This is a genomic window from Serratia sp. BNK-33-b, from assembly GCF_048684565.1.
Classification (GTDB): Bacteria; Pseudomonadota; Gammaproteobacteria; order Enterobacterales; family Enterobacteriaceae; genus Serratia; species Serratia marcescens.
The window spans coordinates 4,805,156-4,818,152 of record NZ_JBLQTZ010000001.1; the positions used below are offsets into that span (position 1 = coordinate 4,805,156).

Consider the following 12,997-nt stretch of genomic DNA (forward strand, 5'->3'; position numbering starts at 1 on the left):
CGTTAGATTAATCTGACAACCCCAAACGCTCGCCGGCATAAGAACCGTCTTGCACCCGGCGCCACCAGGTTTCGTTGTTCAGGTACCAAACCACGGTTTTGCGAAGGCCACTTTCGAACGTTTCCTGTGGCCGCCAACCCAACTCGCGATCGATTTTGCCGGCGTCGATGGCGTAACGCATATCGTGGCCCGGGCGATCCTTCACGTAAGTGATCAGATCGCGGTAGTGCGCCACGCCCTGCGGCTTGTTCGGCGCCAGTTCTTCCAGCAGATCGCAAATGGTCTGCACCACTTCGATATTCTTGCGCTCGTTATGGCCACCGATATTGTAGGTTTCGCCTACCACGCCTTCGGTCACGACCTGATAGAGCGCGCGCGCGTGATCCTCGACATACAGCCAGTCGCGCACCTGCGCGCCGTTGCCGTATACCGGCAGCGGTTTGCCGGCTACCGCATTCAGGATCACCAACGGAATCAACTTTTCCGGGAAGTGATAAGGGCCGTAGTTGTTCGAACAGTTGGTCACGAGGGTCGGCAAACCGTAGGTGCGCAACCAGGCACGCACCAGATGATCGCTCGACGCCTTGGAGGCGGAATACGGACTGCTCGGCGCATATGGCGTGGTTTCGGTGAACAGATCGTCGGTGCCGTGCAGGTCGCCGTACACTTCGTCGGTGGAGATATGATGGAAACGGAAAGACTGCTTCTTCTCCGCCGCCAACGGCTGCCAGTAATGGCGCGCCGCTTCCAGCATCGTGTAAGTGCCAACCACGTTGGTCTCGATAAAGGCCGCCGGGCCATCGATAGAGCGATCGACGTGGCTTTCCGCCGCCAGGTGCATCACCACGTCCGGCTGATACCGGGCAAATACCCGATCCAGCTCAGCACGATCGCAGATGTCGACCTGTTCGAAAGCATAGCGCTCGCTCTCGGCCACCACCGCCAGCGACTCGAGGTTACCGGCATAGGTCAGCTTATCCACTACCACCACGCTGTCGCCGGTGGCCTCGATGATGTGCCGCACAACTGCGGAGCCAATGAAACCGGCGCCACCGGTCACCAAGATACGCTTCAACGCCAGACTCCCTTGGTATCCACCACCCAGCTTTGCTTGATCTCTTCCGGCCGGATGGCCTTGAACTGTTGGTGATCGACCAACATCACGATCACATCGGCCTGCTGCAACGCCTCAGCGATTGGCGTCAACGTGACATGGCCCGCCAGCGACTTCGGCAACTGTTCGACGTTCGGTTCCACCGCCAGCGTTTCGCCGACGTGCCATTCGGCGATCAGGTGCGCCACTTCTACCGCCGGGCTTTCACGCAAATCGTCGATATTCGGCTTGAAGGCCAGGCCGAAGCAGGCAATTTTCACCTCGGACGCTCGCTTATCGGTGGCGGCCAGGCAATCGGCCACCGCCGCTTTCACCCGGTCGACCACCCACAGCGGTTTTCCGTCGTTCACCAGGCGTGCGGTGTGGATCAGGCGCGCCTGCTGCGGGTTTTGCGCCACGATAAACCACGGATCGACGGCGATGCAGTGACCGCCTACGCCCGGCCCCGGCTGCAAAATATTCACCCGCGGATGGCGGTTCGCCAGGCGGATCAGTTCCCAGACGTTGATCCCCTGTTCGGCGCAGATCAACGACAATTCGTTGGCAAAGGCGATATTCACGTCGCGGAAGCTGTTTTCCGTCAGCTTGCACATCTCGGCAGTGCGCGAGTTGGTGATCACGCATTCGCCCTCGAGGAAAATCTTGTACAGCGCGCTGGCACGTTCCGAGCACTTCGGCGTCATGCCGCCGATCACGCGGTCGTTTTGAATCAGCTCTACCATCACCTGCCCCGGCAACACGCGCTCCGGGCAGTAGGCGATATTCACGTCCGCCGCTTCGCCCGCTTGCTGCGGGAAGCTGAGATCGCTGCGCGCCTGCGCCAACCATTCCGCCATCTGTTCGGTGGCGCCCACCGGCGAGGTGGATTCGAGGATCACCAGATCGCCTTTTTTCAGCACCGGCGCCAGCGATTTCGCCGCCGCTTCGACATAGGCCAGATCCGGCTCGTGATCGCCCTTGAACGGCGTAGGCACCGCGATCAGGAATGCATCGGCCGCCAGCGGCTTGGTCACCGCCTGCAGGAAACCGCCGTCGACGGCGGCCTTGACCACTTTGTCCAGATCCGGCTCGACGATATGGATCGCGCCACGGTTAATGGTATCTACCGCATGTTGGTTAACATCTACACCCACCACTTTTTTCTTGCGAGAAGCAAACGCCGCCGCCGTTGGCAAGCCGATATAACCCAGGCCGATAACCGAAATAGTGTTAAAACTCATAGTGTCACCTGATGATTCTTTAAAGCTTCGAGGATACGCTGACAGGCATGCCCGTCGCCGTATGGGTTGTGCGCCCGGCTCATCGCGTGATATTCGCTTTCGTCCGTCAACAGCCGGGTCACCGCTTCAACAATTTTGGCCACATCGGTGCCGACCAGGCGCACCGTGCCCGCATCTACCGCCTCAGGGCGCTCGGTGGTATCGCGCATCACCAGCACCGGCTTGCCTAACGAGGGCGCCTCTTCCTGAATGCCGCCGGAGTCGGTCAGGATCATGTAAGCGTGGGTCATCAGATAGACAAACGGTAAATAATCCTGCGGCTCGATCAGCATGACGTTGTCGATGCCTTTCAAAATGCGATTCACCGGCTCGCTGACATTCGGATTGAGATGCACCGGGTACACCACCTGCACTTCCGGGTGGCTGCGGGCGATCTCCGCCAGCGCGCTGCAAATCCGCTCAAAACCGCCGCCAAAGCTTTCCCGGCGATGGCCGGTGACCAGAATCAGTTTTTTGTCGGCATCGAGGAACGGGTAACGCTGCGCCAGGCCAGCGCGCAGCGCAGCATCGCTCATCACGCGATCGCGCACCCAGAACAGCGCGTCGATCACCGTATTGCCGGTCACAAAAATACGGTTGTCCGGCAGCAGCTCGCGCAGCAGGTTTTGGCGCGAGTTCTCGGTCGGCGCGAAGTGGAACATCGCCAGATGGCCGGTCAGTTTGCGGTTGGCCTCTTCCGGCCAGGGAGAATACAGATTGCCGGTGCGCAGCCCGGCCTCGACATGCCCGACGGGGATGCGTTGATAGAACGCTGCCAGACTGGTCGCCAGCGTGGTGGTGGTATCGCCGTGCACCAGCACCACGTCCGGTTTAAAGTCTTCCAGCACCCCTTTCAGCCCTTCCAGGATGCGACAGGTGATTTCCGTTAGCCCCTGGCCGGGTTTCATGATGTTCAGGTCGTAATCCGGCGTGATCCCGAACAACCGCAATACCTGATCCAACATCTCACGATGCTGTGCCGTTACGCAGACTCTTGCTTCAAAAGCCTCATCCTGGGCCAGTGCATGTACCAGCGGTGCCATTTTAATGGCTTCAGGCCTGGTGCCGAAAACAGTCAACACTTTCACAGCGAATCTCTTTTGGTCGGTTAATCGCAGGCCCAGCCTGCGAATGGGGCGCTCACGCGCCCTGCATCAGATTATTATATTATTTTTAACTACGCGGCCGACGCGCCAAGGCAACACCCGCGCCAACCAAAGCGCCCATCGCGCCCCACAGAATCAGCCAGAATACCCGGCGCGGGCTGTCGCGTTTTACCGGCTCTTCCGGCGTGCGCAAATAACGGTAGGTCTGGAACTTCTCATCCAACGTCGGGCCAACGTTCAGCGTCGCCAACATTGCGCGGTTCTGATCGTAATCCAGATCGTAGGTCGGGCCGGAGGCCTGCAGGCCTTCCAGACGCGCCTGCAGCATTGGCCGGCCCAGCAAGAACAGATCCGAATCCGGCAACTGTTCTGCCGGGGTGTCGGTTTGCGTGCGGCTGATCCCCTGGCTCTCGGCGATTTTCAGCGCCTGCTGCGTGGTGTTCAGCTCGCGCTTGTAAACCGACTCCGCGACCGCTTCCTGGCGCTTGACCTGTGCCTTCATCGAGGTGGTACGAGCGGCCCACGCCCCCTGGATCTCTTCGTTCAGGTGCAGGGCAGCGCGGTGGCTGGCGAAGGTCACGTATTGACGCAGCAGGCGGTTGGCGTCCGCCGCGGTTTCCGCCGTCAGCTTCACGCCGTCATTCGGGACTTTTTTGTCGTCGCGCGGCGTGAACAGGATGTTGTTGATCAGCTCGTCGAGCAGCGCCGCATCGGCGCGGGCATCCCCTTCCTGACGTTGCTTGTAGTAATCACTCTGCAGCCAGAAATCGCGACGCGTATCGTAAGCCGCCAATTGCATGATGAACTCATTGTACGCTTCATCCGCGATGCTCGGCTGATCGCCGGCCGTCGCCGGCAGCGTGCGCACATCCAGATTACGCAGGAACTGCTGCTGGGAGTAGTAACCGCCCAACGCATTCACCGTGGGTTTGTCTGTGATTGCGGTCGCGCTCCACTCTTGCTTAACCAGATAAGAGACGATCAACGCGACCGCCGCGAACAGCACCGCAATGCCGATAATCCACGGTTTGCCGCGCCACAGGGTGCAGCACAGGCCGCGGATATCGAGTTCGTTATCCACCGCCGGGGTATGCTTGTCAGACGTTGTTTCTGGATTCATCACAGCCAAAAAGCCTCTGGTTAAGATACTTGCTTGTTATCGCTCGAACGCCGCAGGCGACGCTTGATACGCTTAATGTACCGCGCAACCCGCCAGGCGCGCTTGATGCAGTAACCGTACAGGAAGAAAGCAAGCAAGAATAATGCCAACATAACCCACTCTGGGATAAAAGTCAGGCGCTCGCCGATCACGCCAACTGCAGCTAACAACACGGCAGCCAGAGTGATGAGCACAAAAGCCTGCCTTGGCGTAAAACCGGCGCGCATGATCAGATGGTGAATATGTTGACGATCGGGAGAGAAGGGACTCATTCCTTTGCGCAAGCGACGATACATGATCGCTATCATGTCCATCAGCGGAATCGCGATGATCCACAGCGCCGTCACCGGATTGATCGAGCGAGTGGCTCCCTGCGAACTTTGCAGCAGCAACCAAATGGCGGTAAAGCCGATCAGGGTGCTGCCGGCATCACCCATAAACACTTTATAGCGGCGGCCGAGGATACCGAGGTTGAGCAAAATATAGGGAACGATGGCAGCGATCATCGCAAAGCACCAGAACGCCAGCTCGTTATGGCCGCTCAGGTACAGCAGCAGGCCCAGCGCACCGAAGGAGACACACGACAACCCACCCAACAAGCCATCAATGCCGTCAACCATATTGAAAGCATTGATAGCCGCCCATACCGCAAACAGCGTCACCAAATAGCCAAAGGGACCCAGTAAGACTTCCCAGTTCCCCAGTACATGGCCAAAGCTGCGCAGATACAAACCGGCGAACACCATCATGGCAATGCCTACCAATGCCTGAACTAACGCTCTGATCTTAACGCTGATATCAAAACGGTCATCCAAGGCACCGATGAACACTAAAATGCCCGCGCAGGTGAGGTAAAGTTCACTGTGTGCAATCTTTTGTTCCGATATAAAGAAAGCGAAACATAGACCGGCATAGACCGCAATACCGCCAACCAACGGAATTAATCCTTGGTGACGTTTACGATAGTTCGGCTTATCAACCAACCCAATACGTTTCGCTACCTTACGGGCAACAAAGAGGAAAGCTAAGGAGAATAGGAAAACAAATAGAATTTCAGTACTCATAGTGAGTAGGTTCACAATTAACAGATCTCGTAAGAAGATAGGCAGCTTAACATGGGCGACAGGCTATGCCATGAGATCCCGTTGCCTTTCAGTCATTTCTTATGATGCGGGAATTCATTCTCATTCGCCCCAGCACCGCGGCCAATTCCGGCAGTAACATGCCGCATACTCAGATATCGAAAACAAGAAGAATTCTCAATAAGTCGTAGAAACAACTTACTTTTCCATTACCGCTACTTATCGTATCCGCCAAAAGCAAAAAACGCCACGACTAGGCGTGGCGTTCAGCGAATTTTTTAACGAATTATGAGCGTTTCATCATATCGAAGAATTCATCGTTGGTTTTGGTCATCGCCAACTTATTAATGAGGAACTCCATCGCGTCAATCTCACCCATCGGGTGAATGATTTTGCGCAGGATCCACATTTTTTGCAGCTCTTCGGAGGTGGTGAGCAGCTCTTCTTTACGGGTACCGGAACGGTTGTAATCGATCGCAGGGAATACGCGTTTCTCGGCGATTTTACGCGCCAGGTGCAATTCCATGTTGCCAGTGCCTTTAAATTCTTCGTAGATCACTTCGTCCATCTTCGAACCGGTATCAACCAGCGCAGTCGCGATGATGGTCAGGCTGCCGCCCTCTTCCACGTTACGCGCCGCACCGAAGAAACGCTTCGGACGGTGCAGGGCGTTGGCGTCCACACCACCGGTCAGCACCTTGCCAGAGGCCGGTACCACGGTGTTGTAGGCGCGCGCCAGACGGGTGATGGAGTCGAGCAGAATGATCACGTCTTTCTTGTGCTCAACCAGGCGCTTGGCCTTCTCGATCACCATTTCGGCCACTTGCACGTGACGCGAAGCCGGCTCGTCGAAGGTCGAGGCGATCACTTCGCCCTTCACCAGACGCTGCATCTCGGTCACTTCTTCCGGACGTTCGTCGATCAGCAGCACCATCAGCACGCAGTCTGGGTGGTTGTAGGCGATACTCTGCGCGATGTTCTGCAGCAGCATGGTTTTACCGGCTTTCGGCGGTGCCACGATCAGGCCACGTTGGCCGCGGCCAATCGGCGCCGCCAGATCCAGTACGCGCGCCGTCAGGTCTTCGGTCGAGCCGTTGCCGCGCTCCATCCGCAGACGGGAATTGGCGTGCAGCGGCGTCAAGTTCTCGAACAGGATCTTGCTGCGGGCGTTTTCCGGCTTGTCGTAGTTGACTTCGTTGACTTTCAACAGGGCAAAATAGCGCTCGCCTTCTTTTGGCGGACGAATCTTACCGGAAATGGTGTCACCTGTGCGGAGGTTGAAGCGGCGGATTTGGCTAGGAGATACGTAGATGTCGTCGGGACCGGCGAGGTAGGAACTGTCTCCAGAGCGGAGGAAACCGAATCCATCCTGCAATATCTCGAGCACGCCGTCGCCGAAGATATCTTCTCCGCTTTTCGCATGTTGCTTCAGAATGGAGAAGATAATGTCCTGCTTGCGCATGCGGGCAAGGTTTTCCAGCCCCATATTTTCGCCGAGAGTAATCAGCTCAGAAACCGGCGTATTCTTTAATTCGGTAAGATTCATAGTGGTGGGTTCTTAAACTCGGGGTATGTCTCGAACTTGTATCGTGAATGGTATGGCAGCGAAATGCGTGCCTGTTTACTGGACGTTCGATCACCGGGCGCAGAGCCGTCGCGGTAAGAAATGGCTTACATCGGGCGCACGCATTGACGGTTGAAGATCGAAGGTACCTTAAAAATGATTTTTGCAAAACCGTTTGATTGCCAAAACACGGGCTGAGTTCAGTTTACTTTCAACGCCAGTGGTTCGACACAGAGTATAGCTTTAGATTCAAACTCTTTAGATTTAAAACTTCGGGCAAGTTCTATATGCAGTGTGGTTAAACTTAACACGCTTCTTGGCAGGCGTCTAGCGGTGAATTGAACATCACCGCCAGGCGCCTGATACTGGGCTTCCCGCCCGATTACAGATTCGCGTTCAGGAAATCTTTGAGCTGACCTTTGGACAACGCGCCAACCTTGGTCGCGGCCACTTCACCGTTCTTGAACAGCAACAGCGTAGGGATGCCACGGATACCGTACTTAGGCGCGGTAGCCGGGTTCTGATCGATATTCAGCTTGGTGATGGTCAGTTTGCCTTCGAACTCTTCGGCAATCTCATCCAGAATCGGAGCAATCATCTTGCACGGCCCACACCATTCAGCCCAGAAATCGACCAGGATCGGCCCTTCCGCTTTCAGCACGTCAGCTTCGAAGCTGCTGTCAGTCAGGTGAATAATTTTATCGCTCATGTTCTACTCCACAGGATTATGTCTACCTTGTTGGTGTAGCATTAACCAACTCAAGGTGATTTTATTGCACCGCGTTTATTTCAACGGATGTGCTTTCGTAAAGCAATAGTTAGCTGATATTCTACCACACTATGAGCAAAACACACTTGACCGAACAGAAGTTTTCCGACTTCGCCCTGCACCCGTTAGTCCTTGAAGCCCTTGAGAAAAAAGGGTTTCACAATTGCACGCCCATCCAGGCGTTAGCATTGCCGCTCACGCTCTCCGGGCGTGACGTTGCAGGTCAGGCGCAAACCGGTACCGGAAAGACGCTGGCGTTTTTGGCGTCTACTTTTCACTATTTGCTGACCCACCCGGCGAAACAGGATCGCCAGACCAATCAGCCGCGCGCCTTGATCATGGCGCCTACGCGTGAACTGGCGGTGCAAATCCACTCCGATGCGGAAGCCCTCTCCCAGAGCACCGGCCTGAAGCTGGGCCTGGCCTACGGCGGCGACGGCTACGACAAACAGCTGAAAGTGCTGGAAAGCGGCGTGGACATTCTGATTGGCACCACCGGCCGTTTAATCGATTACACCAAGCAGAACTATGTCGATCTCGGCGCGATGCAGGTCGTCGTGCTGGATGAAGCCGATCGCATGTACGATCTCGGCTTTATCAAAGACATCCGCTGGCTGTTCCGCCGCATGCCTGCGGCCGATCAACGCCTGAACATGCTGTTCTCCGCTACCCTGTCCTATCGCGTACGCGAACTGGCCTTCGAGCAGATGAACAACGCCGAATATGTTGAAGTGGAACCGGAACAGAAAACCGGCCACCGCATTAAAGAAGAGCTGTTCTACCCGTCCAACGAAGAAAAAATGCGTCTGCTGCAGACGCTGATCGAAGAAGAGTGGCCGGATCGCGCCATCATCTTCGCCAACACCAAGCACCGCTGCGAAGACATCTGGGGCCATCTGGCCGCCGACGGTCACCGCGTCGGCCTGCTGACCGGCGACGTGGCGCAGAAAAAACGCCTGCGCATCCTCGACGACTTCACCAAAGGCAACCTCGATATTCTGGTCGCCACCGACGTCGCCGCGCGCGGTCTGCACATCCCTTCCGTCACGCACGTCTTCAACTACGATCTGCCTGACGACTGCGAAGACTACGTGCACCGCATCGGCCGTACCGGCCGCGCAGGCGCCAGCGGCCACTCCATCAGCCTGGCGTGTGAAGAGTATGCGCTCAACCTGCCGGCGATCGAGACCTATATCGACCACAGCATTCCGGTGAGCAAGTACAACAGCGATGCGCTGCTGACCGATTTGCCGGCGCCGAAGCGCCTGTCGCGCCCGCGCGGCGGCAACGGCCCACGTCGCAACTCCGCGCCTCGTCGCGGCGGCGCGCCGCGCAACAACCGTAAACGTTCGAGCTGATCGCCATGCTCAGTTCCAGCACGCTTTATGCTGCCATCGATCTCGGCTCCAACAGCTTCCACATGTTGGTAGTGCGCGAGGTGGCCGGCAGCATTCAGACTCTGGCGCGGATCAAGCGCAAAGTGCGCCTGGCGGCCGGGCTGGATCAGAACAATCACCTGTCGCATGAAGCCATGCAACGCGGCTGGCAGTGTCTGCGGCTGTTCTCCGAACGCCTGCAGGACATACCGCGCGAGCAGATCCGCGTCGTCGCCACCGCCACGCTGCGTCTGGCGTCCAACGCCGATGAGTTCCTGCAGGCCGCCGAGCAAATCCTCGGCTGCCCGGTACAGGTGATCAGCGGCGAAGAAGAGGCACGGCTGATCTATCACGGCGTCGCGCACACCACCGGCGGGCCGGATCGCCGGCTGGTCGTCGACATCGGCGGCGGCAGCACCGAACTGGTCACCGGCACCGGCGCACAGGCAACGCAGCTGTATAGCCTGTCGATGGGCTGCGTCACCTGGCTGGAACGCTACTTCAGCGATCGCAACCTCGGGCAAGAAAACTTCGAGCGCGCCGAACAGGCCGCGCGCGACATGGTGCGGCCGATCGCACCGCAATTGCGCCAGCAAGGTTGGCAGATCTGCGTCGGCGCTTCCGGCACCGTGCAAGCGCTGCAGGAAATCATGGTGGCGCAGGGCATGGATGAGCGCATCACCCTGCCCAAACTGCGCCAGCTGAAACAGCGCGCCATTCAGTGCGGCAAGCTGGAAGAGCTGGAGATCGAAGGGTTGACGCTGGAGCGCGCGCTGGTGTTCCCGAGCGGCCTGTCCATTCTGTTGGCCATTTTCCAGGAGCTGGGCATCGAGAGCATGATGCTGGCCGGCGGGGCGCTGCGTGAAGGCCTGGTTTACGGCATGCTGCATCTGCCGGTGGAGCAGGATATTCGCATCCGCACCATCCGCAACCTGCAGCGCCGTTACCTGATCGATACCGAGCAGGCCGAACGCGTCAGCCAGCTCGCCGCCAACTTCTCGCAGCAAGTCGCCAACGAGTGGCAGTTGGATGCGCGATGTCGCGAGCTGTTGCACAGCGCCAGTCTGATTCACGAACTCGGCCTTAGCGTCGATTTCAAACAGGCGCCGCAACACGCCGCTTACCTGATCCGCCACCTGGACTTACCCGGCTTTACCCCGGCGCAGAAAAAACTGCTGGCCACCCTGCTGCAAAACCAGAGCAACACCCTCGACCTGTCGCTGTTGAACCAGCAAAACGCCCTGCCGCCGCGCACTGCGCAGCGTCTGTGCCGCATTTTGCGCCTGGCGATCATCTTCGCCAGCCGCCGTCGCGACGACACGCTGCCGGCGGTGCGATTACGCGCCAATCAGGACGATGAACTGACGGTGATCTTGCCGCCGGGTTGGCTGGAACAGCATCCGCTGCGCGCCGAGGCGCTGGAGCAGGAAAGCCACTGGCAGAGCTACGTCCACTGGACGCTGCGGTTGGAAGAACAACGTTGACATGACAAGGGCGCGATGAGCGCCCTTTCTTTTTAATTCCCGCCTTTGGCCTTGGCCAGCTGGGCGCGAATATTGGCCAGATGGCTCTGCCCCTTCTGCATCCGCTCTTGCGGGCTCACCACTTTGCGCTCGGTTTCCCACGCCAAATCGTCCTGCGGCAGCTCCAGCAGGAACCGGCTCGGCTCCGGCCGCACCAGCTCGCCGTACTGACGGCGCTCGCGGCACAGGGTGAAAATCAGCTCTTTTTGCGCGCGGGTGATCCCCACATAGGCCAGACGCCGCTCTTCATCGACATTGTCTTCGTCGATGCTGCTCTGGTGCGGCAGCAGACCCTCTTCCATGCCCACCAGGAACACGTAAGGGAACTCCAGCCCCTTTGAGGCGTGCAGCGTCATCAGCTGTACCTGATCCAGCTCCTCTTCACTTTCGCCGCGTTCCATCATGTCGCGCAGAGTGAAGCGCGTCACAACCTGGGTCAGCGTCATCGGCTCGTCCAGATCGTTGCCTTCCAGCATTTCCGTCATCCAACCGAACAGCGTGTTGACGTTTTTCATCCGCATTTCGGCGGCCTTCGGGCTGGTCGAGGTTTCAAACAGCCAGCTCTCATAATCCACGCCGCGGATCAGATCGCGCACCGCCGCCACCGGCTCACGCTCCGCCTGCTGGGCGATGCCGCCCAGCCAGTGGGTGAAACGCTGCAGCGATTCCAACCCGCGCCCGGTCAGATGCTGGCTCAGCCCCAGATCGAAGCTGGCATGGAACAAACTCTTGTTGCGCTGGTTGGCCCACTCGCCAAGCTTCTGCAGCGTCGCCGGGCCGATCTCGCGCTTGGGGGTATTGACGATGCGCAGGAAGGCGCTGTCGTCTTCCGGGTTGGTCAGCACGCGCAGGTAAGCCAGCAGATCCTTGATCTCGGGGCGAGAGAAGAACGACGTACCGCCGGAAATCTTGTACGGGATGCGGTTCTGCATCAGCATCTTTTCAAACACCCGCGACTGGTGGTTGCCGCGGTACAGGATCGCATAGTCGCCGTAATTGGTCTTTTTCACGAAGTGGTGGGCGATCAACTCCCCCACCACCCGCTCGGCTTCGTGATCCTCATTGTTGGCGGTCACCACCTTCAGCTCTTCGCCATACCCCAGTTCAGAAAACAGCCGCTTTTCAAACACGTGCGGGTTATTGGCGATCAGAATGTTGGCCGCCTTCAGAATGCGCTCGCTGGAACGGTAGTTTTGTTCCAGCTTGATCACCTGCAGCGCCGGGAAATCTTCCTTCAGCAGCACCAGGTTCTGCGGCCGCGCGCCGCGCCAGGAGTAGATCGACTGGTCGTCGTCGCCCACCACGGTAAAGCGCGCGCGGTTGCCCACCAGCAGCTTCACCAGCTCGTACTGACTGGTGTTGGTATCCTGGTACTCATCCACCAGCAGATAGCGGATGCGCTGCTGCCAGCGTTCGCGCACCTCTTCGTTGCGTTGCAACAGCAGCGTCGGCAGCAGGATCAAGTCATCGAAGTCCAGCACGTTGCACGCCCGCATATGGGCGTGGTAAAGGCCGTAGCAGTGGGCGAACAGCTTGTCGCGCTCCGAGCGCGCCAGCTCCGCCGCGCGCTGGGGATCGATCAGGTCGTTTTTCCAGTTGGAGATGGTCGAAATCAGCTGCGCCACCAGCGTTTTATCGCTTTCCAGCCACTTTTCGGTCAGCTCTTTCAACAGCGCCAGCTGATCCTGGTCGTCGAACAGCGAGAAGTTGGACTTCATGCCCAGCGCCACATATTCCCGCTTGATGATTTCCAGCCCCAGGGTGTGGAAGGTGGAAATCATCAGCCCGCGCGCCTCTTTGCGCCCCAGGGTTTGCGACACGCGCTCTTTCATCTCGCGCGCGGCTTTGTTGGTAAAGGTCACGGCGGCGATGTGCCGCGCCTGATAGCCGCAATGATGGATCAGGTGGGCTATCTTGTTGGTGATAACGCGCGTCTTGCCGGAACCGGCACCGGCCAACACCAGGCAGGGCCCGGTAACGAATTCGACGGCTTGTTGTTGGCTGGGGTTTAATCGCATGGTGCTGGCTTGCTCGACTGTAAAACG

At 58.1% G+C, this 12,997-nt stretch carries 10 protein-coding genes; 2 read left to right on the top strand and 8 right to left on the bottom strand.

All coding sequences use genetic code 11. The features are described 5' to 3' along the window. Positions 1–7: 7 nt before the first annotated feature. The 7 genes from rffG to trxA form a co-directional block, all read right to left on the bottom strand. Positions 8–1,075, bottom strand: coding sequence for a dTDP-glucose 4,6-dehydratase (gene rffG / locus ACMGGK_RS23255; protein WP_049300314.1), 1,068 nt, complete (start codon positions 1,073–1,075; stop codon positions 8–10). Continuing rightward, positions 1,072–2,334 (bottom strand): UDP-N-acetyl-D-mannosamine dehydrogenase, encoded by a 1,263-nt coding sequence (wecC, locus tag ACMGGK_RS23260; protein WP_049300315.1) that lies wholly within the window; start codon positions 2,332–2,334, stop codon positions 1,072–1,074. Before wecC ends, rffG begins: the two co-directional genes overlap by 4 nt. Further along, positions 2,331–3,461 carry a non-hydrolyzing UDP-N-acetylglucosamine 2-epimerase gene (gene wecB / locus ACMGGK_RS23265; RefSeq protein ID WP_049300316.1) on the bottom strand — a complete coding sequence of 377 codons (1,131 nt, stop codon included), beginning with the start codon at positions 3,459–3,461 and terminating at the stop codon, positions 2,331–2,333. Before wecB ends, wecC begins: the two co-directional genes overlap by 4 nt. A gap of 85 nt (positions 3,462–3,546) precedes the next feature. Beyond that, entirely contained in the window at positions 3,547–4,599 is a 1,053-nt protein-coding gene (wzzE, locus tag ACMGGK_RS23270) for an ECA polysaccharide chain length modulation protein (RefSeq protein WP_016929509.1), read from the bottom strand. 20 nt (positions 4,600–4,619) lie between these two features. Then, positions 4,620–5,717: a UDP-N-acetylglucosamine--undecaprenyl-phosphate N-acetylglucosaminephosphotransferase gene (wecA, locus tag ACMGGK_RS23275; protein ID WP_028127624.1), complete on the bottom strand. Its 1,098-nt coding sequence runs from the start codon at positions 5,715–5,717 to the stop codon at positions 4,620–4,622. 289 nt (positions 5,718–6,006) lie between these two features. Then, positions 6,007–7,266 carry a transcription termination factor Rho gene (gene rho, locus ACMGGK_RS23280; RefSeq protein ID WP_004934188.1) on the bottom strand — a complete coding sequence of 420 codons (1,260 nt, stop codon included), beginning with the start codon at positions 7,264–7,266 and terminating at the stop codon, positions 6,007–6,009. A 400-nt stretch (positions 7,267–7,666) separates the two neighbouring features. Next, on the bottom strand, positions 7,667–7,993 hold the full coding sequence (gene trxA / locus ACMGGK_RS23285) for a thioredoxin TrxA (RefSeq protein ID WP_004934187.1): 327 nt from the start codon (positions 7,991–7,993) through the stop codon (positions 7,667–7,669). Between the two features lie 131 nt (positions 7,994–8,124). Between trxA and rhlB the strand changes: the two genes are divergently transcribed. Both rhlB and ppx read left to right on the top strand, forming a co-directional pair. Beyond that, positions 8,125–9,411 carry an ATP-dependent RNA helicase RhlB gene (gene rhlB, locus ACMGGK_RS23290; protein WP_015376249.1) on the top strand — a complete coding sequence of 429 codons (1,287 nt, stop codon included), beginning with the start codon at positions 8,125–8,127 and terminating at the stop codon, positions 9,409–9,411. A gap of 5 nt (positions 9,412–9,416) precedes the next feature. Further along, positions 9,417–10,913 (top strand): exopolyphosphatase, encoded by a 1,497-nt coding sequence (gene ppx, locus ACMGGK_RS23295; protein ID WP_016929512.1) that lies wholly within the window; start codon positions 9,417–9,419, stop codon positions 10,911–10,913. A gap of 32 nt (positions 10,914–10,945) precedes the next feature. On the opposite strand, the gene rep is transcribed toward ppx, so the two are convergent. After that, on the bottom strand, positions 10,946–12,970 hold the full coding sequence (gene rep, locus ACMGGK_RS23300) for a DNA helicase Rep (protein WP_004934177.1): 2,025 nt from the start codon (positions 12,968–12,970) through the stop codon (positions 10,946–10,948). Positions 12,971–12,997 lie beyond the last annotated feature (27 nt).

What these genes read in the sequence shown, in the direction of transcription:
- rho (WP_004934188.1), bottom strand. Translation starts at nt 7,266, where the DNA reads ATGAATCTTACCGAATTAAAGAATACGCCGGTTTCTGAGCTGATTACT.
- trxA (WP_004934187.1), bottom strand. Translation starts at nt 7,993, where the DNA reads ATGAGCGATAAAATTATTCACCTGACTGACAGCAGCTTCGAAGCTGAC.
- rep (WP_004934177.1), bottom strand. Translation starts at nt 12,970, where the DNA reads ATGCGATTAAACCCCAGCCAACAACAAGCCGTCGAATTCGTTACCGGG.
- wzzE (WP_016929509.1), bottom strand. Translation starts at nt 4,599, where the DNA reads ATGAATCCAGAAACAACGTCTGACAAGCATACCCCGGCGGTGGATAAC.
- wecC (WP_049300315.1), bottom strand. Translation starts at nt 2,334, where the DNA reads ATGAGTTTTAACACTATTTCGGTTATCGGCCTGGGTTATATCGGCTTG.
- ppx (WP_016929512.1), top strand. Translation starts at nt 9,417, where the DNA reads ATGCTCAGTTCCAGCACGCTTTATGCTGCCATCGATCTCGGCTCCAAC.
- rhlB (WP_015376249.1), top strand. Translation starts at nt 8,125, where the DNA reads ATGAGCAAAACACACTTGACCGAACAGAAGTTTTCCGACTTCGCCCTG.